The following is a 26997-nucleotide window of genomic DNA, read 5'->3' on the forward strand; positions in this document are numbered from 1 at the left end:
CGTCAGCTCCTCGGCATCGTCGCGTCGCGCGACACCACGATCTCGGAGGACGTCACGCCGCGCACCACGATCGGGACGCGCACGTCGACCTCGACGACGAAGGCGCCACCCACGGTGCGTGCGCGCACGTCCTGCAGCCGCGCCCACGACGGGACCTGCGCGCGGGCGGCGCCCACGACGTCCTGCCCGAGCGCCTGGGCGCGCGCGCCGTCCCGCGCGGCCTGCTGCGCCACGGCGCCCGCCTGCGAGACGTACACGCCCTGCAGGCAGAGCATGCCGGCGAGCACGACCATCGTGACGTACCCGACGAGCTCGACCGCGGCCGAGCCCCGGTCGTCCCGCGGGGAGAGCCGGGCGGCGATCCTGCGCATCACTGCTCCCTCTGCACCTGGGCGGAGACCGACGACGTGAGCCGGACGCCCGGCACGACCGTCGGCGCGACGATGTGGACGCTCACGTCGGACGGGCTCACGTCCACGGTGGCGCCCGAGCGCCACGGGCCCGTGAGCTCGTCGAGCGCGACCGTGCGCGCGGAGCCGGCGGTCGCGGGACCCCACGGCTGCAGGCCGACGGTCCGCGCGCCCTCGTGCGCGGCGTTGCGGGCCAGCAGGTAGCCGGTGCCCCAGGCGATGCCCTGCCCGCACAGCAGCAGCACGAGCAGCGCCACGGTGAACGCGACGGGCATCTCGACGGCCGACTGCCCGTCGTCGTTGCCGCGCGCGCGGCGGCGGCCGCGGCCCGCGGTCGCCTCGGCGTAGGCCTCGTCGACGGCGTCGGCGGGGTTCTCCTCGACCTCGCTGCCCGCGAGCGCCGCGGCGAACTTCGCCGCCGCGCTGTGCGCGGGCCCGGAGGCCGTCACGACCGACGCGGTGTTCATGGCGGACTCGAACGGCTGGCCGCCGTCGGGCACGGTCGCGGCGATCCGCGTCTCGACGATCTTGGCGGCGAGGCTCTCGGTCACCTCGTTGCGGCGGTTCTGCCGGTTGAGGAGCACCTGCACGCCGGCCTGCTGCCGGATGACGAGCCGCTCCCACATGGCCAGCGTCCGCCGCGCCGAGCGCAGCGCGGGCAGGTCGGGCGTGACGACCAGCACGGCGGCGTCGGCCTCCTCGAGGACGACGGCCGTCGCCTCGGTGAGGTGCGAACCGACGTCGATGATCGCGACCTCGTACTGGTACCGCAGCGCGTTGACGACGGAGCGCGCGGCGCGCGCCGTCATCTCCTCGCCGCGCTCGCCGTCGTTCGGCGCCGACAGCAGCCGCAGGCCGCCGGGCACGTCGTAGGACGTCTCGCGCAGGATGCGCCCCGTCATCTCGCCCGCGATGTCGACGAGGTCGACGACCGAGCGCCGGGTGTGCACCCCGAGGTAGGCCGCGAGGTCGCCGGACTGCAGGTCGAAGTCGACGAGACCGACGCTGCGCGTCGCGACGAGCGACTGCGCCAGCAGCAGGGCGACGGTCGACGTGCCGACGCCGCCCTTGGCCCCCGCGACCGCGATGACGCGGCCCGCGCGGCCGCCGCGCGCGTCGGCGGAGACCGCCGAGCGGGCCGCGGCGACCCACTGCGCCACGGACTCGAGGCGCGAGACGATCTCGGCGAGGCTGGACGTCCGGGACAGGACCGACCGCGCGCCGGAGTCCATCGCGGCGGCGAACTGCTCCGGACCGGCCTGGTCGAGCAGCATCACGACGCCGAGCAGCGGGTTCGCCGCGCCGACCGAGCGGGCGACCGCGAGCCCCCGGCCCGAGTCGACCTGCTCGTCGACCACGAGGACGTCGAGGTCGGGGTGGCGCACGAGCGCCTCGTCGACGCTCGACGCGTCGCGGACGACCTGCACCAGGGAGATCGCCTCGGCCTCGGCGAGCACCTGGCTCATGCGCTCGAGCGTGCGCTCGTCCGGTGAGGCGAGCAGGACCTTCGTCACCATCGTCGTCACCCCGCCTGGAACACGAGCTCGTCGTCGGGCAGGACCTGGCTGTCCCCGTCACCGCGCAGCGCGAGCCGCAGCTTGACCGAGAAGCTCTCCACGTAGGCGAGCCGCAGCGCGTCCTCCGAGGTGAGGGCGAACGTCACGGGCACCCCTTGCGTCGTCGTGAAGTTGCCGCCGACGTCGCTGTCCTCCATGTTCTGGGGGATGCCGACCTCGAGGACGAGCGCGTTGGAGACCCACACCTCGGCGCGCGGCGGGCGCAGCTCGTCGCCGTCGACCGTGGCGAGGATGTCGACGTGGTCGCCCGGGGCGACCTTGCCGGCGACACCCGTCTCGGCGTCGACGACGATCGCGACCTCGCGGAACCCGGGCTGGACGCCGGGTCGCGGCACGAGCATGCCCGTCTGCACGAGCGACCCCTCGGGCAGCGCGGTGGCGGCCACCAGGCCGCTCGTCTCGGACACGTCGCGCACGGCCGTGGCCGGCACCCACCGCTCGGGGACCTCGACGGCCTCCAGCATGTCGGGCTCGATGGGCTCGTAGGCGTCGACGGCACGGTTGAGCTGGTACGCCTGCGTCATCGGCCCCACGCGCGAGCTGACGTCGCCGACGTACACGACCACCGCGAGGAACACGGCGATCGCACCGAGAGCCGTGATGACGAGCAGGAGCGCCCCTCGCCGCTGGCGCGGGTTCATACGTGTCCTCCTGTGGGGACGGAGACCGTGCCGTCCGGCACGGGGATCTGGCAGAAGAGGCAGGACTGTCCGGTCACGAGGCGCGCGCAGCTCGCGCAGCGCGGGACGGCCGCGACGAACGACGGGCTGAGGCGCTCCTCGACGGTCTCCTCGAGCGCACGCACGACGACGGTCGCCTCGCACCAGCGCTTCGCGCCCCAGAACGCGCCGTCGGTCGCGAGGTCGACGTGGGGCTGCGCCCACCGCGGCAGCCCTGCGGCCACGACGGGCTTCTCGGAGGCCGTGGCGATCGTCGCGACACCGGCCGGGAGGTCGAGCGCCTGGTCGCGCGTGATCGTCTGCGCGGTCCAGTCGACGCGGAAGACGGAGCCCGGGAGCCGGCTCGCGAGGTCGAGGGCCACCGACGGACGCGGACGCTCGAGGGCCGCGACGGACGACACGAGCGCGACGGTGCGCACTCCCTCGGCGAGCCCCTCGAGCACCGAGGGTGCGAGCCCGAGCGCGATGTCGGGCAGCATCTGCAGCGCGGCGACCGCGACGAAGAACGCGGTGGGCGGCACCTCGTGCGTCAGGACCCCGACGCGCTCCTGCCCGAGCACGAGCCGCGCGGCACGCGCCGCGTCGCGGCCCGCCGCGGAGTCGGCGACCACGAGGACCGGGGTACCGGGGTCGAGAGCGAGGAGCGCGGCGACGACGGACTCGGCGTCCGGCTCGGCGACCACGGTGCCCGACGGCAGCCGGTGCGCCGGTGCGAGCGCCAGGATCGTCACGGGGCTCCTCCTCGGTCCGGTGGGGTGGTGGTGAGGTCGGCGACCCGGTTCACGAGGGTGCCGCAGCGTCGGTCGGGTCGCATGTCTGACGTGAGGTTTCACCCGTCCAGCCCTGGGCGCGCCCCGGTCGGGGGGCGGGGCCGTGACCACGGGCGAGGATACCTCCCGGTTCGTCCGCCCCCGCGCACGCGGCGGGGCCGGGCAGGCGTCGCACCGGGGCCCCCGCGGCACGGCAGACTGCCCCCGTGACCAGGCTCTGGGTGGACGGCCGGGACGTGGCCGAGGTGACGGTCGCGTCGACGTGGGGGGCGCGGGCGCGCGGCATGCTGTGGCGCCGGCGGCTGCCCGAGGCCATGTGGTTCGTGCGGGAGTCGTCCGTCCACGGCGTCGGCATGACCGTGCCGCTCGACGTCGCGCAGCTCGCCGCCGACGGCAGCGTGCTCGCGGTCCACGTGCTGCAACCGTTCGGCCTGGTGGCGCCGCGGCCGGGCGCGGTCGACGTGCTCGAGGCGCCCGCCGGCAGCTTCGCGCGCTGGGGCCTGGCCGTGGGCGGCGTGGCGCAGCGCGTGCCGGCGGGCACGGCGGGTTGACGGAGGGGTGGCACGAGCCGATCGTGCCGCGCGGCAGGGCCCACGCGCACGGGCCCGGCGGCCCCGTCCGGGCCCGGTCCCTGGGCCCGGCTTCCCGGGGGCAAGGGCCCGTGGTCCCAGGCCCCCCGTCCGGGTGAGCCCCGACCCCCGATTTCACCCGTCCGGCGTCGCCCGGTGCACGACGCGTGCGCGCCGCGACGGCGCGCAAAAGGCGTTCGCGGCTGTCGGTGGTCCCCCGTAACGTGCGTCGACGTGCGCCAGCTCCCTCTCGCCGACCCCGGCACCCCGCCGTTGCGCGGCCCCGCCGCCTACCTGTGGTGGATGGCCCGTCGCCAGTGGGGCATCCTCCTGACGGCCGTCGCGTGCGGCGTCGTGCAGTTCGCCTGCCAGGCGTTCCTGCCGTACCTCACCGGTCGCGCGATCGACGACGGGCTCGCCGACGGCTTCGGGCCCGCGCTCCTGCAGGCCGCGGGCCTGCTGCTCGCGCTCGGGCTCGTCAGCGCGGCGGCGTCGGCCGTGGGCCACCGGTACGACGTCGCGAACTGGCTGCGGGCCGCGTTCACGACGTCGCAGCTCGTCGGGCGCACCGCGGCGCGCTCGGGCGACGCGATCACCGCCGAGCTGCCCACGGGCGAGGTCGTGTCCGCGGTCGCGAACGACGCCCTGCGCGTGGGCGAGGTGTACGCGTCCCTCGCGCGCTTCGTCGGCTCGGTCGTGGCGTACGCGGCGGTCGCCGTGCTCATGCTCCAGGTCTCGGTGCAGCTCGGGCTCGTCGTGCTGCTCGGGCTCCCCGCCGTCGCGGGCGTGCTGGCGCTGCTCGTCCGCCCGCTGCAGCGGCGCCAGACCGCGCAGCGCGAGGCGTCGGGCCGCCTCACGACGCTCGGCGCGGACACCGTCTCGGGGCTGCGCGTGCTGCGCGGCATCGGCGGCGAGAACGTCTTCACCGGGCGGTACCGCGAGCAGTCGCAGCTCGTGCGGCGGCGCGGCGTCGAGGTCGCGGTCACGCAGTCGTGGCTCGACGCGCTCCAGGTGCTGCTGCCCGGCGTGTTCGTGGTCGCGCTCGTCTGGCTCGGCGCGCACATGGCGCTCGCCGGGACGATCACGCCCGGCCAGCTCGTGACGACCTACGGCTACGCGGCGTTCCTCGGCTGGCCCGTGCAGAACGCCACGCAGTTCCTGCAGGCCACGACCCGCGCGGTCGTCGGCACGCGCAAGGTGCTCACCGTGCTGCGGGTCGTGCCCGCGGCCGGGACGGCGCCGCGGGACGGCACCGTCATGCCGCCCGCGGGGTCGCCGCTCGTCGACGAGGCCAGCGGCGTCACGGTCGAGGCCGGCCGCGTCGTCGCCCTCGTGTCGGCCGACCCGGACGAGTCCGCACGCATCGCCACGCGTCTGGGCCGGTTCGACGACGCCGAGGAGTCCGCGACGCCCGTCACGCTCGGCGGCGTGCCGCTCGCGACGCTGCCGCTGGCCGAGCTGCGCCGCCGCGTCGTCGTCGCCGAGGCCATGCCGCAGCTGTTCTCGGGCCCGCTCGCCGAGGGGCTCGACGTCCGCGGCGGCGCCACGCGCGACGACCTCCTGACCGCCATCGGCCTGGCCGACGCGCAGGACGTGCTCGACTCGGTGCCCGACGGCCTGGACGGCGAGCTCACCGAGAAGGGCCGGTCGCTGTCGGGCGGCCAGCGCCAGCGCGTCGCGCTCGCGCGTGCGCTGCTCACGCAGGCGGAGGTGCTCGTGCTGGTCGAACCGACCAGCGCGGTCGACGCCCACACCGAGGCACGCATCGCGGCGCGGCTGGCCGACGCCCGCCGCGGCCGCGCCACGCTCGTCGTCACCGCGAGCCCGCTCGTGCTCGACCACGTCGACGAGGTGCAGCTCGTGCACGACGGCCGGCTGGTCGCCCGCGGGACGCACGCCGAGCTGCTCGACGGCGCCGCAGGCCCGCAGGTCGCGGCGACGTACCGGCGCGTGGTCGGGCGCAACCTCGACGACGACCTGCCGGTCGAGGAGACCTTCGAGGCGGCCGAGCCCGACGCCCGCACCCTGACCCAGCCCACGACGACCCCCGGAGGTGCCGCGTGAAGCTCCCCATCGCCGACGCGGCGACCGTCCGCGCCTACGCGGCCGACCTGCTGCGCCGCCACCGGCGACCGCTCGGCGGCATCGCCGTGCTGCACACGCTCGCCGCGATCGCGGGCCTCGCGGGCCCGCTGCTCCTGGGTCGCATCGTCGACGCCGTCACGCGGGGCACCGACGCGCGGTACATCAACACGCTCGTCGCCGTCGGCCTCGCGGCCGTCGTCACGCAGACCGGGCTCATCCGGTACGCGCAGCGTGCGTCCATGCGGTTCGGCGAGAAGGTCTTCGCCGAGCTGCGCGAGGAGTTCCTCGAGACGGTGACGTCGCTGCCGCTGTCGACCGTCGAGCGCGCGGGCACGGGCGACCTCGTCACCCGCACGACCAACGACGTCAACAAGCTGCAGCACGCGGTCCGGTTCGGCGTGCCGCGCGTGATCGTCGCGGTCGTGACGATCACGCTCACGGTCGCGGCGTGCCTCGTGATCGACCCGCTGGTGTCGGTCGCGCTGTTCGTGGGCGTGCCCACCATGGTCGTCATGGTGCGCTGGTACCTGCGGCGCGCGACCCCGGCGTACATCCGCGAGTCGGCCGCGTACGCGGTGCTCAACGGCACCATCACCGAGACGGTCGAGGGCGCGCGCACGGTCGACGCGCTCAGCCTGGCGGAGGCACGCGAGCGCCGCGTCCACGAGGACCTGCGCGAGGCGTTCGACGCCGAGCGCGCGACCCTGCGGCTGCGCACGATCCTGTTCCCGGGCGTCGACCTCGCGTTCGTGCTCGCGCCCGTCGCGGTCCTCGTGTGGGGCGGCTGGCTCGCGTCGCAGGGCCACGTCACGCTCGGCGCGGTCACGACGATCGTGCTGTACGCGTACCAGGTCACCGGACCCGTGTGGGAGCTGATCTTCTGGGTCGACGAGATCCAGGTGGCGGCGACCGCGCTCGCGCGCATCGTGGGCGTGCGCCTGGTCGAGTCCGACCGCGAGGCGTCGGGCGCCCGCCCGGTCGACGACCGCGTGTCGACGCGCGGCCTGCGGTACGCGTACCGCGAGGGTCACGACGTGCTGCACGGCATCGACCTCGACCTCGCGCCGGGCGAACGGCTCGCGGTCGTGGGGCCGTCGGGCGCCGGCAAGTCGACGCTGGGGCGGATGCTCGCGGGCATCCACCCGCCCACGGGCGGGTCGGCGACCGTCGGCGGCGTGCCGCTGGTCGACCTGCCGCTCGACGAGCTGCGCCGCCACGTCGCGCTCGTGACGCAGGAGCACCACGTGTTCGTCGGCACGCTCGCCGACAACCTGCGCCTGGCGAAGGTCGACGCCGACCACGACGAGATCGAGCGCGCGCTGCGCGCGGTCGACGCGTGGGACTGGGTCGAGGGTCTGCCCGACGGCCTGGACACCGAGGTCGGCTCGGGCGGCACGGCGCTGACCCCCGCGCAGGCGCAGCAGGTCGCGCTCGCGCGGCTCGTGCTGCTGGACCCGCACACGCTCGTGCTCGACGAGGCCACGTCGCTGCTGGACCCGCGTGCCGCGCGGCACCTCGAGCGGTCGCTGTCCGCGGTGCTCGCCGGGCGCACCGTCGTCGCGATCGCGCACCGCCTGCACACCGCGCACGACGCCGACCGCGTCGCCGTCGTCGACGCGGGCCGCATCAGCGAGATCGGCCCCCACGAGGAGCTCGTCGCCGCGGGCGGCGAGTACGCCGCGCTGTGGCGCTCGTGGCAGCACGAGTCCGCCTGACGTCGCCGCCCTGAACCCCGACGTGCCTCCGTGGACCGGTCCGCCGGGGGCACGTCGGGAGGGTCGGCGCGCACGGCCGCGGCGGGCGACCCCTGCCCCACCGACGGCGAGGCCCTGCCCCACCGCCCCGCCGACGGCACCGGGCGACGTGGTCAGGCGCCGCTGGTGACCCTGCGGTCGTCCGGCGCCGCAGCACCGCCGGACGTGCCGTCGCCCGTCCCGTCACCCACGCCGTCGCCCGTGCCCGTGCGGTCGTCCGCGGACGTGCCGGCGCCCGGTCCCGCGGGCGGGGCGTCGCCGTCGCCCGGGAGCGGCGGCCGGCCGGCGGCCTCGTCCCGCACGAGGCGCCACCACAGCCCGACGGCGAACAGGCCGAAGATCCACCACTGCGCGGCGTAGGCGAGGTTCTGCACGTTGAGCCCCGACCCCGCCCGTGTCGGCGGGTCGAGCGGCTCGAGCGCCGCGGGGTCCGCGGGGTCGCCGGTCTGCACCACGAGGTAGCCGGTGTACACGGGACCGCCCCACACCGTGAGGAGCTGCGGCGCGCTGATGGCGTCGGTGCGGCCGTCGACGGGCGTCGTGCCGGCCTCCTCCCCCGCCTGCAGCCACCCGACGACCTCGACCTCACCGGCGGGCGCGGGCGCGACGTCGGGCGTGGGCGACCAGCCGCGCACGACCGGCAGCACGGCCGTCCCGTCGGGCGTCGCGACGTGCAGCGGCGTGAGCACGAGGTAGCCGTCGGTGCGGCCCGCGTGCTCGCGGCCCGTGACGAGCAGCGTCCCGTCGTCGTCGTAGGTGCCGGTCACGAGGGCCTTGCGCGCCACCAGGTCGCCGACGAACGTCTGGCCGGGCGCGAGCAGGTCGGCCAGCGGTTCCGGGTCGGCCGTCACGACCCGTGCGGCCTCGCGCTCCGCGGCGGCGGCGCCGCGCACCTCGGCACGCTCGAGCTGCCACGCCCCGAGGCGCCCGCACACGGCCGCGGCGGCCAGCAGGAGCACGAGCAGGCCGAGCATCCGCGGGCGGACCGCGGCGCGCCACAGGGAGGTCTCGGCCACCACCTCACGGTACCCGCCCGGCACCCGGGTGCTGCCCGGTGGTCCGCCGCGGACGGGCGCCGACGACGCGGCGGGGGCACCCTGGAGGTGCGCCGTCGTGCCCTCCGCGCCCTCGTCGCGACCACGTGCCGCGTGGGGTTGGATGGCTGTGGTCAGGAGCACAGCCGCGGTGGGCCGGACGTCCCACCTCGCGCTGCGACCTCACGGAAGGCTGGGGAGCACCCCGGCCGACCACGGCAGACCCTCAAGGAGGGGACATGACTACCACCGCCTCGGACCCGCAGAACGCTGCGGACGCAGGCCCCATCGCCCCGGGACCGTTCGCGGCCGCCGAAGCCCGCACCGCCTGGCGCAAGGGATCCGGGCAGATCGACGACGCGACGCTGCAGCGCCTGTCCACGTGGTGGCGCGCCGCGAACTACATGTCGGTCGGCCAGATCTACCTGCTCGACAACCCGCTGCTGCGCCGCCCGCTGCACCGCGACGACGTCAAGCCGCGCCTGCTGGGCCACTGGGGCACGACGCCCGGCCTCAACTTCCTCTACGCGCACCTCAACCGCGCGATCGCGGAGCGCGAGCAGTCGACGATCTACGTGACGGGCCCCGGCCACGGCGGCCCCGGCCTGGTGGCGAGCGCGTACCTCGACGGCACGTACTCCGAGGTGTACTCCGACATCACGGAGGACGAGGAGGGCCTGCGCCGGCTGTTCCGGCAGTTCTCCTTCCCGGGCGGCATCCCGTCGCACGTCGCGCCCGAGACGCCGGGCTCGATCCACGAGGGCGGTGAGCTCGGCTACGCGCTGAGCCACGCGTACGGCGCCGCGTTCGACAACCCGAACCTGCTGGTCGCCGCGGTCGTCGGCGACGGCGAGGCCGAGACGGGCCCGCTCGCGACGAGCTGGCACTCGAACAAGTTCGTCAACCCGCGCCAGGACGGCATCGTCCTGCCGATCCTGCACCTCAACGGGTACAAGATCGCGAACCCGACGGTGCTCGCGCGCATCAGCGACGCCGAGCTGCACGACCTCATGGTCGGCTACGGCCACAAGCCGCACGTGTTCGTCGCGGGCTTCGACGACGAGGACGACCTCGAGATCCACCGCCGCTTCGCGGTGCTGCTCGACGAGGTGCTCGACGAGATCGCCGAGATCAAGGCGAACGCCGCCGCCGGCGACGTGAGCCGCCCGATGTACCCGATGATCGTGTTCCGCACCCCGAAGGGCTGGACGGGCCCGGACGAGATCGACGGCAAGAAGACGACGGGTTCGTGGCGTGCGCACCAGGTGCCGCTCGCGAACGCGCGGGACACCCCGGAGCACCTCGCGGTGCTCGAGCAGTGGCTGCAGTCGTACCGGCCGGCCGAGCTGTTCGACGCGACGGGCCGGGTCGACGCCGACATCACGGCGCTCGCGCCGCACGGCGACCTGCGCATGAGCGCGAACCCGCACGCGAACGGCGGCCTGCTGCTGCGCGACCTGCGGCTGCCGGACTTCCGGGACTTCGCGCAGGACGTGCCCGCACCCGGGGCGACGATCGCCGAGGCGCCGCGCGTGCTCGGCGAGTACCTCACCGAAGTCATCCGCCGGAACCCCGACACGTTCCGCATCTTCGGCCCCGACGAGACCGCGTCGAACCGCCTGCAGGCGGTGTACGAGGTCACCGCGAAGCAGTGGAACGCGGAGTTCGAGGGGCCCGAGGTCGACGACCACCTCGAGCGCGCGGGTCGCGTCATGGAGATGCTGTCGGAGCACCAGTGCCAGGGCTGGCTCGAGGGCTACCTGCTCACCGGGCGGCACGGCCTGTTCACGTCGTACGAGGCGTTCATCCACATCGTCGACTCGATGTTCAACCAGCACGCCAAGTGGCTCAAGGTCACCAACGACATCCCGTGGCGGCGGCCGATCGCGAGCCTCAACTACCTGCTGTCGAGCCACGTGTGGCGGCAGGACCACAACGGCTTCAGCCACCAGGACCCCGGCTTCATCGACCACGTGGTCAACAAGAAGGCCGAGGTCGTGCGGGTCTACCTGCCGCCGGACGCGAACACGCTGCTGAGCACGTACGACCACTGCCTGCGCAGCCGGCAGTACGTCAACGTCGTCGTGTCCGGCAAGCAGCCCGCGCCGAACTTCCTGTCGATGGAGCAGGCCGTCGCGCACTGCACGCGCGGCCTGGGCATCTGGGAGTGGGCCGGGTCGGAGGCGCAGGACGAGGAGCCGGACGTCGTGCTCGCGTGCGCGGGCGACGTCCCGACGCTCGAGGTCCTCGCGGCGGCGGACATCCTGCGGCGCGAGCTGCCGCAGCTCAAGGTGCGCGTCGTCAACGTCGTGGACCTCATGCGGCTGCAGGACGCGCGGGAGCACCCGCACGGCCTGTCCGACGCGGAGTTCGACACGATCTTCACGGCCGACCGGCCGATCGTGTTCGCCTACCACGGGTACCCGTGGCTCATCCACCGCCTCACGTACCGCCGCAACGGGCACGCGAACCTCCACGTGCGCGGGTACAAGGAGGAGGGCACCACGACGACGCCGTTCGACATGGTCATGCTCAACGACCTCGACCGGTACCACCTGGTGATCGACGTCATCGACCACGTGCACTGGCTGCGCGCGTCGCAGGCCGGCCTGCGCCAGCGCATGGTCGACGCGCGTCTGCGCGCGCGGCAGTACACGCGCGAGCACGGCGAGGACCTGCCGGAGGTGCGCGACTGGGTGTGGCCCGACGCGGGCGACGCCGCGTCGACCGAGGAGATCTCCGCCTCACTTTCGACCGGCGGGGACAACGAGTAGGCAGACTGTCACGGGTGCGTGCCCGGGCCCACCGGCCCGGGCACGCGTCCGTCGAGGACGAGCAGCCCCCACCCGGGGCGATGAGGAAGTGAGCTGAACGGTGGCCCGCACGATCTACGTCATGTCGGCCGAGGGGGACACGGGCAAGTCCGTCGTCGCGCTCGGCCTCGTCGACCTGCTGACCCGCACGGTGCAGCGCGTCGGTGTCTTCCGACCCGTCGCCCGGTCGACCGACGAGCGCGACTACGTGCTGGAGCTGCTGCTCGAGCACGACGGCGTCGACGTCGCCTACGAGGACGCGGTCGGCGCGACGTACGACGACGTCATCTCCGACCCGGACGCCGCGCTGTCGCGCATCGTGTCGCGGTTCCACGACGTCGAGCGTCGCTGCGACGCGGTCGTGGTGGTCGGCACCGACTACACGGACGTCGCGGGCCCCACCGAGCTCGCGTACAACGCGCGGATCGCCGCCAACCTGGGCGCACCCGTGCTGCTGGTCGTCAACGGCGCGCACCGCAGCGCCGAGGACGTCCACCACGCGGCCGAGGTCGCCGCCGCCGAGATCGACGCGAACCACGCGCAGGTCGTCGCGGTCGTCGCGAACCGCTGCGCGCCGAACTCGCTCGACCAGGTGCGCACCGCGCTGGGCGGCACGCGCCCGGTGTGGGCGCTGCCGGACTCGCCGCTGCTGTACGCGCCGACGCTGCGCCAGCTCATGGAGGCCGTCGGCGGCACGCTGAGCAGCGGCGACGAGGAGCTGCTGGGTCGCGAGGTGCTCGACGTGCTGGTCGGCGCGATGTCGATCGAGCACCTGCTCGACCGCCTGCAGGACGGCGCGGTCGTCATCACGCCCGGCGACCGGGCCGACGTGCTGCTGGGCCTGCTCATGGCGCACCAGGCCGACGGCTTCCCGTCGCTCGCGGGCCTCATCCTCAACGGCGGCCTCGAGCCCGCCCCGACGATCCAGCGCCTGGTCGAGGGGCTCGGGTCGCGCCTGCCGCTCATCACGACGTCGCTCGGCACGTTCCGCTCGGCGAGCGCCGCGGCCACGACCCGGGGCCGCGTCACGCACGACTCGCAGCGCAAGGTCGACACGGCGCTCGCGCTGTTCGAGCAGCACGTCGACGGCGAGGCCCTGCTGGCCGCGCTCGACGTCGAGCGCCCCGAGGTCGTCACGCCGCTCATGTTCGAGTACGCCCTGCTGGACCGTGCGCGCTCCGACCGCAAGCACGTCGTGCTGCCCGAGGGCAACGACGACCGCATCCTGCGGGCCGCGTCGACGCTGCTGCAGCGCCAGGTCGCGGACCTGACGATCCTCGGCGACGAGGCCGCGATCCGCGCCCGTGCCACCGAGCTCGGCCTCGACCTCGACGGCGCGCAGGTGCTGGACCCGAAGAACGGCGAGACGCTCGAGCGGTTCGCCGAGGTGTACACCGAGCTGCGCAAGCACAAGGGCATGACGGTCGAGCGTGCGCGCGAGATCGTGTCCTCGGTGTCGTACTTCGGCACGCTCATGGTGCAGCTCGGGCTCGCGGACGGCATGGTCTCGGGCGCGGCGCACACGACCGCGCACACCATCAAGCCGTCGTTCGAGATCATCAAGACGCGCCCCGACGTGGGCAGCGTGTCGAGCTGCTTCCTCATGTGCCTCGAGGACCGCGTGCTCGTGTACGCCGACTGCGCGGTCATCCCCGACCCGACGGCCGAGCAGCTCGCGGACATCGCGATCTCGTCGGCCGAGACGGCGACGCAGTTCGGCATCGAGCCGCGCATCGCGATGCTGTCGTACTCGACCGGCGAGTCCGGCTCGGGCGCGGACGTCGAGAAGGTCCGCGAGGCCACGCGCCTGGTGCGCGAGCGTCGCCCCGACCTGTCGGTCGAGGGCCCGATCCAGTACGACGCCGCGGTCGACGCGTCGGTCGCGCAGACCAAGATGCCGGACTCCGCGGTCGCGGGCCGGGCCACGGTCTTCGTCTTCCCCGACCTCAACACGGGCAACAACACCTACAAGGCCGTGCAGCGCTCGGCCGGCGCCGTGGCGATCGGCCCGGTGCTGCAGGGGCTGCGCAAGCCCGTGAACGACCTGTCGCGCGGTGCGCTGGTCCAGGACATCGTCAACACGGTCGCGATCACCGCGATCCAGGCGCAGGCGCAGGCCGACGCCACCACCCCGAGCACGGAGGCCTCCGCCCGATGAGCACGTCCACCCCCGCGAGCAGCACGAGCGTCCTCGTCGTCAACTCGGGCTCGTCGTCCGTCAAGTACCAGCTGGTCGACCCCGCGTCGGGCGACGCGATCGCGTCGGGCATCGTCGAGCGCATCGGTGACGCGCTGGGCTCGGTCAAGCACGTCGCGCACGGCGACACGACGCGCCGCGAGGTGCCGGTGCCGGACCACGCCGAGGCGCTGCGCCTCGTGCTGGGCCTGTTCGACGAGATCGGCCCCGACCTCGCGTCGGCCAACGTCGTGGCGGTCGGCCACCGCGTCGTGCAGGGCGGCGACCTGTTCGACGGCCCGACGCTCGTCACGCCCGAGGTCGAGCAGCAGATCGAGGAGCTGTCGCCGCTCGCGCCGCTGCACAACCCCGCGAACCTCACGGGCATCCGCGTCGCGCAGGCGCTGCTGCCGGACGTGCCGCACGTCGTGGTGTTCGACACGGCGTTCTTCCGCACGCTGCCCGACGCGGCCGCGACGTACGCGGTCGAGGCGTCGGTGGCGGCCGAGCACAAGGTGCGGCGGTACGGCGCGCACGGCACGTCGCACCAGTACGTGTCGCAGCAGGTCGCGCAGATCCTCGACCGCCCGCTGGAGGACCTCCACCAGATCGTGCTGCACCTGGGCAACGGCGCGTCGGCGTCGGCCGTGCGCGGCGGCGTCGCGGTCGAGACGTCGATGGGCCTGACCCCGCTCGAGGGTCTCGTCATGGGCACGCGCTCGGGCGACGTGGACCCGGCGGTCGTGTTCCACCTGCACCGCAACGCGGGCATGTCGATCGACGAGATCGACGACCTGCTGAACCGCCGCTCGGGCGTCAAGGGCCTGGCCGGCGAGAGCGACTTCCGCGCGCTGCACGACCTGGTGGCCGAGGGTCACGCGGGCGCGCGCCTGGCGCTCGACGTGTACCTGCACCGGCTGCGCAAGTACGTCGGCGCGTACCACGCGGTGCTGGGGCGGCTCGACGTCATCACGTTCACGGCCGGGATCGGCGAGAACGACGACATCGTGCGCCTCGGTGCGCTCACCGGGCTCGAGGCCCTGGGCATCGAGGTCGACCCTGCGCGCAACGAGGGCCGCAAGTCGGAGCCGACCGTCATCTCCCCCGACGGCGCCAAGGTCACGGTCCTCGTGGTGCCGACCAACGAGGAGCTCGCGATCGCGCGGCAGGCGCTGGACGTCATCGGCGCCTGAGCACCGGCACGACGTACGGCACGGCCCGGACCCGCGTGGTCCGGGCCGTGCCGCGTCCGGGGGCGGGTCGCGCCCGTCCGAGCACGTCCGGGCGCGGGCACGCTCGGAGGCCGACGTGGCGCACGCCACACCACGGTGAGGTAAGGCTTCGCTAACATCGTGTCCCGTGCCCTCCCCCACCGCGACCGGCGTGACGCTCGGCGCCCGTGACGTCACGATCCGGTACGACGCCGTCGTCGCCGTCGACGCCGTGCACGTCGACCTCGAGCCCGGGCGCGTCACCGCGCTCGTCGGCCCCAACGGCTCGGGCAAGTCCACGCTGCTGCGCGGCATGTCCCGCCTGCACCGCCTCGCCGGCGGCCACGTCGAGCTCGGCGACGTGCCGGACGTCGCCGCGCTGTCGCCGCGCGAGTTCGCGCGGCGCGTCACGCTGCTCGCGCAGTCGCGCCCCACGCCCGCGGGCATCAGCGTGCGCGACGCGGTCGAGCTGGGCCGCCACCCGCACCGCACCGCGTGGCGCGGCCGCGACGCCGCCGGGCCCGCCGCCGTGCAGCGCGCGCTCGAGCTCACCGGCACCGCCGACCTCGCGGACGTGCCCGTCGACACGCTGTCCGGCGGGCAGGTGCAGCGCGTGTGGTTCGCGAGCGCGCTCGCGCAGGACACCGGCGTGCTGCTGCTCGACGAGCCCACCAACCACCTCGACCTGCGCTACCAGGTCGAGGTCCTCGAGCTCGTGCGCGCGCTCGCCGACGACCACGGCGTGACCGTCGGCGTCGTCCTGCACGACCTCAACCACGCCGCCGCCGTCGCCGACCGCGTCGTCGTGCTCGCCGCGGGCCGCGTCGTCGCCGACGGGCCGGCCGCGAGCGCGCTCGACCCCGACCTGCTCACCGCGGTGTACGACATCGAGATCACCGTGGACGTCGACCCCGCCACCGGCGAGGTCGACGTGCGCACGCCCCGGCAACGCGTGCGCCGCACCGTGGCCCGCTGACGGGCCGACCGGCGACGGCGCAGGCGCCGGCACACCTTCCTGCGCGCCACGACTCCCCGAGGACACACCCATGCGCACCACCCGTCCCGCCCGCGCGGCCGTCGTCGCGCTCGCCCTGCCGCTGCTGCTCGCGGCGTGCGGCACGAGCGACGGCGCCGCCGCCGAGGCACCCACCTCGACCGGCGCCGCCGCGCAGGGCGAGCCGATCACGGTCACCGACGCGCGCGGCGAGGAGATCACGCTCGACGCACCCGCCGAGCGCGTCGTCGCGCTCGAGTGGGCCCAGGTCGAGATGGTCCAGACCCTCGGCGTCGACCCCGTCGGCGTCTCCGACCCCACCGGGTACACGAGCTGGGTCGGCACGGCCGCACCGCTCGCGTCCGAGACGGTCGACGTCGGCCTGCGCCGCGAGCCGAGCGTCGAGGCCATCGCGGACCTCGAGCCCGACCTCATCGTCGGCGTGCTCACGTCGGTCCCCGAGGGCGCGCTCGAGCAGCTCGAGCGCGTCGCGCCCGTGGTGCTCATGGCGGGTGCGGACGCGTCCGACCCGCTGGGCCGCGTCACCGAGGACTTCACGACCATCGCGACGGCCCTCGGCAAGGAGGACGTCGCGCAGGACGTGCTCGACGACCTCGACGCGCGGCTCGCCGACAACGCCGCGACCCTCGAGGCCGCGGGCCTCGCGGGCACGCCCGTCGTGCTGACGTCGCCGTACTCCGACGGCGCCAACCTCACGATCCGCATGCACGGGCCCCGCACCGCCGTGCAGGCCGTCGCCGAGCGCATGGGCCTGGCCGCCGCGTGGACCGACCCGGGCGACGACGCGTACGGCCTGGCGAACATCGACCTCGAGGGCCTCACGCAGCTGCCCGCCGACACGCGCTTCCTCTACTGGGGCAACGACGACGAGGACGACGTCGTCACGACGGCCCTCGCGGGCAACGCCGTGTGGGAGAGCCTGCCGTTCGTGCAGGCCGGGCACGTGCACCGCGCGGCCGTCGGCATCTGGGCGTACGGCGGCCCGGCGTCGATGATGGCGTGGAGCGACGACCTCGTCGCGCAGCTGACGGCGGAGGCCTGACCCGGTGAGCACGCTGCGGCAGCGGGACGACGCCCCGCCCCCGGCGGTCGCGCGTCCCGCTGCCGCGGCGGCCCGCCCGGACGCCCCGGGCGTCCCCCTCCCCCGGACGCCCCGCCGCGGGTCCCTGCGCGTGGGCGTCGTGCTCGCGCTCGTCGCGGCGTGGGTGCTCGCGGCGGTCGTGCTGCACCTCGTGCAGGGCACGGCCGACGTCGGCCTGCGCGACCTGCTCGCGCTCGTCACCGGTGACGCGGTCGACCAGGCGGCCGCGGTCGTCGTCGAGTCCCGCGTGCCCCGGCTGCTCGCCGCGGTGCTCGTCGGGACGGCGCTCGGCGCGTCCGGCACCGCGATGCAGGCGGTCGCGCGCAACCCGCTCGCGTCGCCCGACACCACGGCGGTCAACGCGGGCGCCTACCTCGCGCTGACGCTGGCCTCGGCGTTCGGCACGACGCTCGCGCCGCTGGCGGGCGTCGGCGTCGCGTTCGTCGGCGGCATCGCCGCGGCCGCGCTCGTGATCGGCCTGTCGAGCGGGCGCAGCGTGTCGGTGGTGCGGCTCGTCCTCGCGGGCTCGGTCGTCACGATGGGTCTCGCGTCGATCACGTCGGTCGTCATGCTGCTGCTGCCGTGGGAGGTGCAGGGCATGTTCGCGTGGGGCGCCGGGTCCCTGAGCCAGAACGGCTCCGCGACGGTCGTGCGCGTGCTGCCCGTGGTCGCCGCGGGCGTGGTCGCGCTGCTGCTGCTCGCGCGGCGGCTCGACGTGCTGCAGCTCGGCGACGACGCGGCGCGGTCGCTCGGCATGCGGGTCGGCGCCACGCGCGTCGTCGTGGTGGTCGTCGCGGTGCTGCTCGCGGCGTCCGCGGTGTCCGTCACCGGGCCCATCGGGTTCGTCGGGCTGTGCGCGCCACTGCTCGTGCGCCTCGCGGCGCGGCGCGTCCGGCAGCTCACGCGGCACCGCGTGCTGATCCTCGCGAGCGCCGCGACCGGCGTCGCGCTCGTGCTCACCGCCGACGTGCTGCTGCGCGCCGTGTTCGGGTCGGTCGCCGGCGTCACCGTGCCCACGGGCGTCGTGACGAGCGCGCTCGGCGCCGTGTTCCTGATCGTGCTCGCACGCCGGCTGCGCAGCGGCGACACCGGCGAGGCGCTCGCCGGCATGCGCGCCGGCACCGCTCTCGGGCGGCGCGCGCCCTGGCTCGTGCTGACCCTTGCCGGAGCGGCTCTGCTCGCCGCGCTCGTGGCGGCCGTGCTGCTCGGCGACCGCGCGCTGCTGCTCGGCGACGTCGACCTGTGGCTGCGCGGCGCGGCGTCGGTGCGGCTGGAGATCATCCTCGACTCGCGCGTGCCGCGCGTCCTCGCGGCGCTGCTCGCGGGCGCGTGCCTCGCGCTCGCCGGTGCGCTCGTGCAGGCCGTGACGCGCAACCCGCTCGCCGACCCCGGCGTGCTGGGCGTGTCGTCGGCGGCGGGGCTCGGCGCGGTCGTCACGATCGTCGCGGTGCCGGCCGCGGGCTTCGCGACGTTGTTCGGCGGCGCGCTGCTGGGCGCGGCCGTCGCGGCCGTGGTCCTGCTGGGCGGCACGCGCGGCGGCGACCAGGTGCGCACCGTGCTCGTCGGCGTCGGCATCGGCGCGTTCAGCAGCGCGCTGACGACGCTGCTGCTGGTGCGCTCCGACCCGTGGAACCAGAACAAGGCGATGACGTGGCTCGCGGGCTCGACCTACGGCGCGACGTGGGTCCAGCAGCTGCCGATGGTCGTCGTGCTGGTGCTCGCCGCGGCCGTCCTCGTGCGCACGTCGCGCGACCTCGACGTGCTGCAGCTCGACGACCTCACGCCGCGCGTGCTCGGCGTCGCGGTGCCGCGCGCGCGGCTCGTGCACGTCGCCCTGGCGATCGTGCTGACCGCCGCCGCGACCGCGTCGATCGGCGTCGTCGCGTTCGTCGGGCTCGTCGCGCCGCACGCCGCGCGCCTGCTGATCGGCAAGCGGCACGCGCTGCTGCTGCCGCTCACGGTGCTGCTGGGCGCGACGCTGGTCGTGGTCGCCGACCTCGTGGGCCGCGCCACGATCGCGCCCGCGCAGCTGCCCGCGGGGCTCGTGACGTCGCTCATCGGCACTCCGTACTTCCTGTGGCTGCTGTGGCGGATCCGCACCGACCGGTGACGTCGCGCGCGTGCGGCGGCAGGACGTGCGACGTGCGACCGTGCGTCAGGGCAGCCTCAGCGCCCGCTCGGCGCGCAGCAGCCGCGTGAGCACGCTCGCCCGGACCTCGGAGCCGAGCGCCTCGAGCTGCCGCATGCCGACGCCACGCCCGGTGTGCACACCGCGCTGCGCGACGACCGTCTGGGTCCACGTGGTCTCCCACAGGCCCTCGCGGCCGTGGCGCCGCCCGTACCCGGACGCCCCGACGCCGCCGACGGGCGCGCCGACGGTCCCCCAGATCAGCTGGTGCGTGTCGTTGACCGCCACCGCACCGGCGCGCACACGCGCCGCGAGCGCGGCCCCGCGCGCGGCCGACCGCGTCCAGACCGCGGCGACCAGGCCCAGGTCGGAGTCGTTCATCGCGGCGACGGCCTCGTCGTCGGACGCGACGGGGTACACCGCGACGACGGGCCCGAACGTCTCCTCGCGGTGCAGGCGCGCGACGTCGGGCACGTCGGCCAGCACGGTCGGCTCGTAGAAGTACGGGCCGAGGTCGGGGCGCTGCTCGGCCCCCACCAGGACGGTCGCGCCGTGGCCGACCGCGTCCTCGACGTGCTCGACGACGCGCGCGAGCTGCGCGGGGCCGACGAGCGACCCCATGTCGGCGCGGTAGTCGAGCCCGGCGCCCAGGCGCAGCCCGGCGGTGCGCCGGACGAACGCGTCGACGAACGCCTCGCGCACGTCCTCGTGGACGTAGATCCGCTCGACGCTCGCGCACAGCTGCCCGGCGGAGCCGAAGCACGCGCGCACGGCTCCCTCGGCGACGGCCTCGACGTCGACGTCCGCCGCGACGTACATCGCGTTCTTGCCGCCGAGCTCGAGCGTCACGGGCACGCCCAGCTCACCGGCCCGCGCGGCGACCACGCGCCCCGAGCGGGTCGACCCGGTGAACCCCGCGTGGTCGACGTGCTCGAGCAGGCCCATGCCGACGTCCGGGCCGCCGACCACGACCTGCAGCAGGTCGTCGGGCAGGCCCGCGTCGGCGAGCAGCTCGGCGGACCACAGCAGCGTGAGCGCGGTCTGCGGGTCGGCGCGCAGCAGCACGGCGTTGCCCGCGACGAGCGCCGGCAGCGCGTCCCCGAGGCCCAGCGACAGCGGGTAGTTCCACGGCGTGATCACCGCGACGACGCCCACGGGGTGACGCAGCACGCGCGCCGACGTGAACGGCGGGAACAGCCCCCGGACGGTGCGGGGCGCGAGCAGGCGACGCGCGCGCAACGCGTAGTACCGCGCCGCGTTCGCGACGTCGCCGACCTCGTCCCACGCGTGCGTGCGCGCCTTGCCCGTCTCGACCTGCAGCAGGTCGAGCACGTCGGACTGCCGCTCGAGCAGCAGGTCGTGCGCACGCAGCAGCACCGCGGCGCGCTCGGCGACGGGTCGCGCGGCCCACGTCCGCTGCGCGGCACGCGCCCGCCGGGCCGCCTCCGGCAGGTCGTCCACCGAGGTCAGCGGGACCGCCGCCACGGGGCTGCCCGTGAACGGCGCGATGGACGTGGCCGTCGCGTGCCCCGGGCCGGCGACGACGTGCTCCAGCAGGGGCCGCACGTCGTCGGGCTCGAGCACGTAGGTCGCGAGCGGGTCGGTCTCGGGGTCGTGCAGGTCGGCATGCTCGTGCGCCATCACGCCAATCTACGCCGGGGCCGGGCGACCCGACCGCGACCCGCCGCGACCCGCTGGCGCCGCCCGGACGGCCTGGATCCGGCCGATCGGCGCCCGCCCCGCGGGACGACGCACGGGCGAGACCGGGCGCAGGTCGCTCACCCCGGACGAGGAGCGACCTGCGCCCGGTCTCGCGCACCACGTGTCTCACGGCGGGGCCGTCTCGGAGCCCGAGCCGTCCGGGGCTCGGGCACGTCAGAGCACGCGCACGTCAGAGCACGCGCACGTCAGAGCACAGCCACGTCAGAGCGCGAGCGTCGCCGCGACGTCGGGGTCGACGAGCGCGAGCGCGGCGGCGCGCGCGTCGGCCGCGGTGCGGGCCCGCAGCACGGCGCCCGCGATCGCCTCGCACGTCGCGCGCGTGTGGTGCCGGACCGCGTACCGCACGGCGGGCAGCGCCCCGGCGGCCATCGACAGGCTCGTGACGCCGAGGCCCACGAGCACGAGCGCCATGAGCGGGTCGGCCGCGGACTCGCCGCACACGCCCACGGGCTTGCCGGCCTCGAGCCCGGCGCGCGCCGTCGTGGCGACCAGGTCGAGCACCGCGGGCTGCCACACGTCGAGCAGGTCGGCGAGCTCGCCGCGCAGGCGGTCGGTCGCCATCGTGTACTGCGCGAGGTCGTTGGTGCCGATCGACACGAAGTCGACCTCGGCGAGCAGGTCCCGGGCCCGCAGGGCCGCGGCCGGGACCTCCACCATGACGCCCACGGTCGCGACGCCCGCGGCGCGCGCCCGGGCGGCGAAGTCACGGGCCTCGTCGGGCGTCGCGATCATCGGCGCCATGACCCACGGCGTCGACCCCGTGGCCTCCTGCGCGCGGGCGAGCGCCGCGAGCTGCGTGTCGAGCAGCTCGGCGTGCGAGCGCACGAGCCGGTAGCCGCGCACGCCGAGGGCGGGGTTCTCCTCGTCGGGCTGCGTCGCGAACGCGAGCGGCTTGTCGGCGCCCGCGTCGAGCGTGCGCACGACGACCTTGCGCCCGTCGACCGCGCGCAGCGCCGCGGCGTACGCGTCGGTCTGCTCGTCGACGGTCGGGGCCTGCGTGCGCTCGAGGAAGAGCACCTCGGTGCGGAACAACCCGACGCCCTCGGCGCCCGCACCGACGCGCTGCGCGTCGGCGGCCGTGCCGATGTTCGCGAGCAGCGCGACGGCGTGCCCGTCGGCGGTCGCGCCGGGGCCGGTGTCCTGCGCGAGCGCGGCGTCGGCCGCGCGGCGGCGCTCGAACGCGTCGCGCACGGCGTCGTCGGGGTCGGGCGTCACGGTGCCGGCGGCGGCGTCGACCGCGACGACGGTCCCGTCCGCGAGCGCCGTGGCGCCGTCGACGCGCACGACGCACGGGAGCCCGAGCTGGCCCGCGATGATCGCGGTGTGCCCGGTCGGGCCGCCCAGCTCGGTGACGATCGCGAGCACCTGGGTGAGGTCGAGCGCGGCCGTGTCGGCGGGTGCGAGGTCGCGCGCGACGACGACCGACGGCTGCGCGAGGTGCGGCACGCCCGGCTCGGGCAGGCCGACGACGCGCGCGACGACCCGGTCCCGCACCGAGCGCAGGTCGGTGACGCGCTCCGCGAGGTACCCGCCGGCCTGCTCGAACATGGCCGCGAACGCGTCGACGACCGAGTCGATCGCGGCGACGGGCGGCTCCCCGCCGTCGACGCGCGTGAGCACCTGGCCACGCAGCGCGGCGTCGTCGGCCATCTGCGCGGTCGCGGCGAGCACGTCCCGCACGGTCCCCGCCGCCCCCTCGGCCTGCGCGCGCAGACCGGCGGCGACGTCGGCGAACGCGCGCTCGACGACCGCGCGCACGTGCGCGGGCGTGGCCGGCGCCCCGTCGACGAGGAGCGGCGCGTCGGGTGCGACGTCCGGCGCCGGCCGCACCTGGGCGACCGGGCCGACGACCGCGCGCCGCCCCACGCCGACGCCGCGCAGCCCGGTCCCGGCGGGGGTGTCGGCCGCGGACGTCGTCGTCACGACGCGCCCCCGGCGGCCTCGGTCTCGGGGGCGTCGAGGTCGGTCGACAGCAGCGTCACGAGCTCGTCGAGCACGCGGTCGGCGTCGGGGCCGTCGGCCGCGAGCGTGACCTCCTCGCCGTGCGGCACGCCGAGCGACATGACGAACAGGATGCTCGCGGCGTCGACGGGCGTGCCGCCCGCGCGGGCGATCGTGACGGGCACGCCGGACGCGGCGACGGCCTGGGTGAACAGCATCGCGGGGCGGGCGTGCAGGCCCACGCGGGACGCGACGGCGACGGTGCGCTCGGCCATGGTGGCTCTCCTTCGAGGTGGTGCGGGGGTGGGGGCGGGACGGTCGGGCGCCGGGCTCAGGCGGGCTGCCCGACGAGCGCCGCGTCGCGCTGCTCCTCGGCGGCCCGCTCGGCGGCGACGACAGGGTCGTGCGCGAGGGACTTGAGCAGCACGACCAGCGCGGTGCTGACGAGCGTGCCGACGACGACCGCCGCGACGAACCCGAGCGGGTTGCCGATGAGCGGCAGGACCCACACGCCGCCGTGCGGCGCGACGAGCGTCGAGCCGAACGCCATGGCGAGGGCCCCGGTGGCAGCCGAGCCGACCACCGAGGACACGATGACGCGCCACGGGTCGGCGGCGGCGAACGGGATCGCGCCCTCGGAGATGAAGGACGCGCCCAGCAGCCACGCGGCCTTGCCGTTCTCCTGCTCGGCGTGCGTGAACAGCCGCTTGCGGACCGTGGTGGCCAGGGCCATCGCGAGCGGTGCGACCATGCCGGCGGCCATGACGGCGGCCATGACGCGGTACTGCGTCGCGTCCGCGGCCAGACCCTCGGTGGCCAGGCCCGTGACCGCGAACGTGTAGGCGACCTTGTTGATCGGCCCGCCCAGGTCGAAGCCCATCATCGCGCCGAGCAGCAGCCCGAGCAGCACCGCGCTGGTGCCCGACAGGCCGTTGAGCCAGCCCGTCAGCCCGTCCATGGCGGCCGCGATGGGCCGCCCGATGAGCACGAGCATGACGACCCCGACCACGGCCGACGACAGCAGCGGGATGACGACGACCGGCATGACGCCGCGCACGCCCTTGGGGACGTTCCAGCGGCTGATCCACAGCGCGACGCCACCGGCGAGGAAGCCCGTGACGAGGCCGCCGAGGAACCCGGCGCCGACGAAACCGGCGGCCGCGCCGCCGAGGAACCCGGGCACGAGGCCGGGGCGGTCGGCGATCGCGTACGCGATGAAGCCGGAGAGCACGGGCACGAGGAACCCGAACGCGAGCTGCCCGGTCTTGAGCAGCACGACCGACCAGTCCTGCAGCGACGCGGGGTCGAACGCCGCGACGACCGTGGCCGCGTCGACCTTGGTGACCTCGATCGCGCCCTCGGCGCCGCCCCACGCGACCTGCGCGAGCATGAACGACAGCGCGATGAGGATGCCGCCCGCGGCGACGAACGGGATCATGTACGACACGCCCGTCATGAGCCACTGCCGCACCTTGGTGCCGGCACCGGCGTCGCGGTCGACCTTGGTCGCGGGCGCCGCGGCGGGAGCGGCGGCGGCGCCGGCGGGCACGCCCGCCTCGACCGCGGCGACCGCGGCGGCGATGACGCCGGGCGCGTCGTGCACGGCCTTCTTGACGCCGACGTCGACGAACGGCTTGCCGGCGAACCGCTGCTTGTCCTTGACCTCGAGGTCGGCGGCGTAGATGACGCCGTCCGCGGCGGCGATGAGCGCGGGGTCGAGCGGGGTCGATCCCGCGGCGCCCTGGGTCTCGACGTGCACCTCGTGGCCGGCGGCCTTGCCCGCCTGCTCGAGGGCCTCGGCGGCCATGTACGTGTGGGCGATCCCCGTGGGGCACGAGGACACGGCGACGAGCTTCACGACGGCACGACCTCTCGCGTGACGATCTGCGCGACGGTCGCGGCGTCGGGTGCCTCGAGCAGCGACGTCCGGAAGGACTCGTGCACGAGGCGACGCGCGAGGGCGGCGAGGATCTGCAGGTGGTCCGCGTCGCCGGAGGCGGGCGCGGCGATGAGGAAGACGAGGCGCGCGGGCCCGTCGGGGGCGCCCCAGTCGACGCCCTGCGCGAGCTTGCCGACCGCGAGGCTCGGGACGACGACGTGCTCGGAGCGCGCGTGCGGCAGCCCGACGCCGCCGGGCATGCCGGTGGCCATCTGGGTCTCGCGCGCCGCGACGTCGGCGGCGAACCCGTCGGCGTCGGTGACGCGGCCGGCGGCCGCGAGCAGGTCGATCAGCCGACGCGTGACGTCGGTCCGGTCGGTCGCGGCGAGGTCGACGGCGACCAGGTCCGCGGTGATCAGCGGGGTGGTGGTGCTCACGGGTCTCACAGCTCCTTCAGTGCGAGGTGGGGGTCGGGGGTCTCGACGACGCGGACGGCGTCGAGGTCGAGCTGGTCGGGGCCGGGCACCTCGGTGCCCGGGAGCAGGACGGCGGCGCGGCCCCACGCGACGGCGGTGCGCAGCCGGTCGGCGCACGAGCCGGTGCCCGCGAGGTAGCCCGCGAGCGTGGAGTCGCCCGCGCCGACGGTCGACAGGGGCACGAGCGGCGGGCCGCCGGCCCACCACGTGCCGTCCTCGCGCACGAGCAGCGCACCGTGCGCGCCGAGGCTCACGAGGACCGCGGTGGTGCCCTGCGCGATGACCTCGCGCGCGGCGGCGACGACGTCGCCCACGGTGACGAGGTCGCGGCCGACGAGCTCGGCGAGCTCGTCCTCGTTGGGCTTGACGAGGCTCAGGCCGCCGGCGCGCACGGCCCGCGTGAGCGGGGCGCCCGAGGTGTCGAGCACGAGCGGCACGCCGTGGCGCCCGGCGAGCCCGGCGAGCCGGACGAAGAACGCGTCGCCGGCGCCGGCGGGCAGCGACCCGGCGGCGACGACCGCGCGGGGCGCGGACGTCAGCTGGTCCTCGACGGCCGCGAGCAGCGCGTCGACCTCGGCGTCCGCCAGCCGCGGGCCGGGCGCGTTCACCTTGGTGGTGACGCCGTCGGCCTCGACGAGCGTGACGTTGGTGCGCGTGTCGCCCGCGACGGGCACGGGGACGGCGGGGACGCCGTGCTCGCCGAGCAGCGCGACGAGCCGCGCGCCGTCGGCGCCGCCCGCGGGCACGACCGCGACGGCGGCGAGGCCGTGCCGTGCGAGGGCCCGGGCCACGTTGATGCCCTTGCCGCCGGGGTGCACGTGCGCGGCGTGCGCGCGGTTGACCTCGCCGACCTCGAGCCGCTCGACGTCGAGCGCGCGGTCGAGGCTGGGGTTGGGCGTGACGGTGACGATCACGCGCGCACCACGCGCGTGCCCGCGGCCTCGATCTCGTCGGCGAGCTCGGGCTCGACCGCACCGTCGGTGACCAGGGTGTCGACGTCGGCGAGCGCCGCGACGTGCGCGAGGTCGACCCGACCGACCTTGGTGTGGTCGGCGAGGACGACCGTGCGGCGGGCGGCGGTCACCAGCGCGCGCTTGACGGCGGCCTCGGCGAGGTCGGGCGTCGTGACGCCGTGCTCGGCGGTGATGCCGTTGGCGCCGAGGAACGCGACGTCGACGTGGATCTCGGCGAGGTCGCGCAGCGCCCACGACCCGACGGCCGCGAGCGTGCGCCCGCGGACCGTGCCGCCGACGAGGTGCAGCGTGGTGCCGGGTCGCGTCGCGAGGACGGTCGCGACGGGCAGCGCGTGCGTCACGACCGTGAGCTCGCGGTCGGTGGGCAGCAGCTCGGCGAGCCGGACGGTCGTGGTGCCGGCGTCGAGGATGATCGCGCCGCCGTCGGGCAGCTCGTCGAGCGCGGCCTTGGCGATGCGCTCCTTCTCGCCCGAGAGCAGGCCCTCGCGGTCGGCGAGCCCGGGCTCGAACCCGAGCCGCTCGACCGGGATGGCCCCGCCGTGCACGCGCCGCACGAGCCCGTGCCGCTCGAGCGCGGTGAGGTCGCGGCGGATCGTCTCGGCCGTGACGTCGAGCTCGGCAGCGAGCCGCGTGACGTCGACGCGGCCGTCGGCCCGCGCGCGCGTGAGGATCTGCTGGTGTCGCTCCGGTGCGTACACATCG

Annotated in this window: 21 protein-coding genes; 9 read left to right on the forward strand and 12 right to left on the reverse strand. The window is 75.6% G+C overall.

From position 1 onward, the window contains the following. Positions 1–2 precede the first annotated feature (2 nt). The 4 genes from GY42_RS07855 to GY42_RS07870 are packed head-to-tail and all read right to left on the reverse strand — an operon-like array spanning position 3 to position 3398. Positions 3–371, reverse strand: coding sequence for a TadE/TadG family type IV pilus assembly protein (locus tag GY42_RS07855; RefSeq protein ID WP_046530694.1), 369 nt, complete (start codon positions 369–371; stop codon positions 3–5). Then, complete coding sequence (locus tag GY42_RS07860; protein WP_134850606.1) at positions 371–1927, reverse strand: AAA family ATPase; 1557 nt, start codon at positions 1925–1927, stop codon at positions 371–373. Before GY42_RS07860 ends, GY42_RS07855 begins: the two co-directional genes overlap by 1 nt. Positions 1928–1932: 5 nt before the next feature. Beyond that, entirely contained in the window at positions 1933–2628 is a 696-nt protein-coding gene (gene cpaB / locus GY42_RS07865) for a Flp pilus assembly protein CpaB (protein WP_046528922.1), read from the reverse strand. Beyond that, the gene (locus GY42_RS07870; RefSeq protein WP_046528923.1) at positions 2625–3398 is read right to left on the reverse strand and encodes a hypothetical protein; all 774 of its coding nucleotides are present in this window, start codon (positions 3396–3398) and stop codon (positions 2625–2627) included. Before GY42_RS07870 ends, cpaB begins: the two co-directional genes overlap by 4 nt. 245 nt (positions 3399–3643) lie before the next feature. Here GY42_RS07870 and GY42_RS07875 point away from each other — a divergent pair, with 245 nt between their 5' ends. The 3 genes from GY42_RS07875 (at position 3644) to GY42_RS07885 (ending at position 7806) form a co-directional block, all read left to right on the forward strand. Continuing rightward, a complete protein-coding gene (locus GY42_RS07875) occupies positions 3644–3988 on the forward strand; it encodes a DUF192 domain-containing protein (protein WP_046528924.1) in 345 nt (114 codons plus the stop codon). 252 nt (positions 3989–4240) lie between these two features. Further along, positions 4241–6070: an ABC transporter transmembrane domain-containing protein gene (locus tag GY42_RS07880; RefSeq protein WP_046528925.1), complete on the forward strand. Its 1830-nt coding sequence runs from the start codon at positions 4241–4243 to the stop codon at positions 6068–6070. Beyond that, positions 6067–7806, forward strand: a complete 1740-nt coding sequence (locus GY42_RS07885; RefSeq protein ID WP_046528926.1) for an ABC transporter ATP-binding protein — start codon at positions 6067–6069, stop codon at positions 7804–7806. Before GY42_RS07880 ends, GY42_RS07885 begins: the two co-directional genes overlap by 4 nt. Before the next feature lie 152 nt (positions 7807–7958). Here the strand turns inward: GY42_RS07885 and GY42_RS07890 are convergent, their stop codons facing one another. Beyond that, positions 7959–8861 carry an SURF1 family protein gene (locus tag GY42_RS07890; protein ID WP_082131711.1) on the reverse strand — a complete coding sequence of 301 codons (903 nt, stop codon included), beginning with the start codon at positions 8859–8861 and terminating at the stop codon, positions 7959–7961. A 257-nt stretch (positions 8862–9118) separates the two neighbouring features. Here GY42_RS07890 and GY42_RS07895 point away from each other — a divergent pair, with 257 nt between their 5' ends. From GY42_RS07895 to GY42_RS07920, 6 genes are all read left to right on the forward strand, one after another. After that, positions 9119–11653: a phosphoketolase family protein gene (locus tag GY42_RS07895; protein ID WP_226239010.1), complete on the forward strand. Its 2535-nt coding sequence runs from the start codon at positions 9119–9121 to the stop codon at positions 11651–11653. Between the two features lie 100 nt (positions 11654–11753). Beyond that, positions 11754–13850 carry a phosphate acetyltransferase gene (pta, locus tag GY42_RS07900; protein WP_082131411.1) on the forward strand — a complete coding sequence of 699 codons (2097 nt, stop codon included), beginning with the start codon at positions 11754–11756 and terminating at the stop codon, positions 13848–13850. After that, positions 13847–15061, forward strand: coding sequence for an acetate kinase (locus tag GY42_RS07905; protein WP_046528927.1), 1215 nt, complete (start codon positions 13847–13849; stop codon positions 15059–15061). The genes pta and GY42_RS07905 overlap by 4 nt, the downstream gene beginning before the upstream one ends. 166 nt (positions 15062–15227) lie before the next feature. Beyond that, complete coding sequence (locus GY42_RS07910; RefSeq protein WP_046528928.1) at positions 15228–16055, forward strand: ABC transporter ATP-binding protein; 828 nt, start codon at positions 15228–15230, stop codon at positions 16053–16055. A gap of 70 nt (positions 16056–16125) precedes the next feature. Further along, entirely contained in the window at positions 16126–17136 is a 1011-nt protein-coding gene (locus GY42_RS07915; RefSeq protein ID WP_046528929.1) for an ABC transporter substrate-binding protein, read from the forward strand. A 4-nt stretch (positions 17137–17140) separates the two neighbouring features. Continuing rightward, on the forward strand, positions 17141–19285 hold the full coding sequence (locus GY42_RS07920; protein WP_236686748.1) for an iron ABC transporter permease: 2145 nt from the start codon (positions 17141–17143) through the stop codon (positions 19283–19285). 45 nt (positions 19286–19330) lie between these two features. Here GY42_RS07920 and GY42_RS07925 read toward each other — a convergent pair whose 3' ends face one another. The 7 genes from GY42_RS07925 to GY42_RS07955 all read right to left on the reverse strand — a co-directional run bounded on the left by GY42_RS07925 (position 19331) and on the right by GY42_RS07955 (position 26993). Then, positions 19331–20944, reverse strand: a complete 1614-nt coding sequence (locus tag GY42_RS07925; RefSeq protein ID WP_046528930.1) for a succinic semialdehyde dehydrogenase — start codon at positions 20942–20944, stop codon at positions 19331–19333. Positions 20945–21226: 282 nt separating this feature from the next. Further along, complete coding sequence (gene ptsP / locus GY42_RS07930; protein ID WP_082131412.1) at positions 21227–22948, reverse strand: phosphoenolpyruvate--protein phosphotransferase; 1722 nt, start codon at positions 22946–22948, stop codon at positions 21227–21229. Then, a complete protein-coding gene (locus tag GY42_RS07935) occupies positions 22945–23241 on the reverse strand; it encodes an HPr family phosphocarrier protein (RefSeq protein WP_046528931.1) in 297 nt (98 codons plus the stop codon). Before GY42_RS07935 ends, ptsP begins: the two co-directional genes overlap by 4 nt. A 56-nt stretch (positions 23242–23297) precedes the next feature. Next, positions 23298–24824 carry a PTS fructose transporter subunit IIC gene (locus tag GY42_RS07940; RefSeq protein ID WP_046528932.1) on the reverse strand — a complete coding sequence of 509 codons (1527 nt, stop codon included), beginning with the start codon at positions 24822–24824 and terminating at the stop codon, positions 23298–23300. Continuing rightward, positions 24821–25282: a PTS sugar transporter subunit IIA gene (locus GY42_RS07945; RefSeq protein ID WP_082131413.1), complete on the reverse strand. Its 462-nt coding sequence runs from the start codon at positions 25280–25282 to the stop codon at positions 24821–24823. Before GY42_RS07945 ends, GY42_RS07940 begins: the two co-directional genes overlap by 4 nt. A gap of 5 nt (positions 25283–25287) precedes the next feature. Further along, entirely contained in the window at positions 25288–26235 is a 948-nt protein-coding gene (pfkB, locus tag GY42_RS07950; protein WP_046528933.1) for a 1-phosphofructokinase, read from the reverse strand. After that, complete coding sequence (locus tag GY42_RS07955; RefSeq protein WP_046528934.1) at positions 26232–26993, reverse strand: DeoR/GlpR family DNA-binding transcription regulator; 762 nt, start codon at positions 26991–26993, stop codon at positions 26232–26234. The genes pfkB and GY42_RS07955 overlap by 4 nt, the downstream gene beginning before the upstream one ends. Between the last annotated feature and the right edge of the window lie 4 nt (positions 26994–26997).

This window comes from Cellulomonas sp. FA1 (genome assembly GCF_000986825.1).
Classification (GTDB): Bacteria; Actinomycetota; Actinomycetes; order Actinomycetales; family Cellulomonadaceae; genus Cellulomonas; species Cellulomonas iranensis.

Coding starts and splice junctions, on each gene's coding strand:
- GY42_RS07855 (WP_046530694.1), bottom strand. CDS start 371: ATGCGCAGGATCGCCGCCCGGCTCTCCCCGCGGGACGACCGGGGCTCG.
- GY42_RS07860 (WP_134850606.1), bottom strand. CDS start 1,927: ATGGTGACGAAGGTCCTGCTCGCCTCACCGGACGAGCGCACGCTCGAG.
- cpaB (WP_046528922.1), bottom strand. CDS start 2,628: ATGAACCCGCGCCAGCGGCGAGGGGCGCTCCTGCTCGTCATCACGGCT.
- GY42_RS07895 (WP_226239010.1), top strand. CDS start 9,119: ATGACTACCACCGCCTCGGACCCGCAGAACGCTGCGGACGCAGGCCCC.
- GY42_RS07905 (WP_046528927.1), top strand. CDS start 13,847: ATGAGCACGTCCACCCCCGCGAGCAGCACGAGCGTCCTCGTCGTCAAC.
- GY42_RS07915 (WP_046528929.1), top strand. CDS start 16,126: ATGCGCACCACCCGTCCCGCCCGCGCGGCCGTCGTCGCGCTCGCCCTG.
- GY42_RS07925 (WP_046528930.1), bottom strand. CDS start 20,944: ATGGCGCACGAGCATGCCGACCTGCACGACCCCGAGACCGACCCGCTC.
- GY42_RS07935 (WP_046528931.1), bottom strand. CDS start 23,241: ATGGCCGAGCGCACCGTCGCCGTCGCGTCCCGCGTGGGCCTGCACGCC.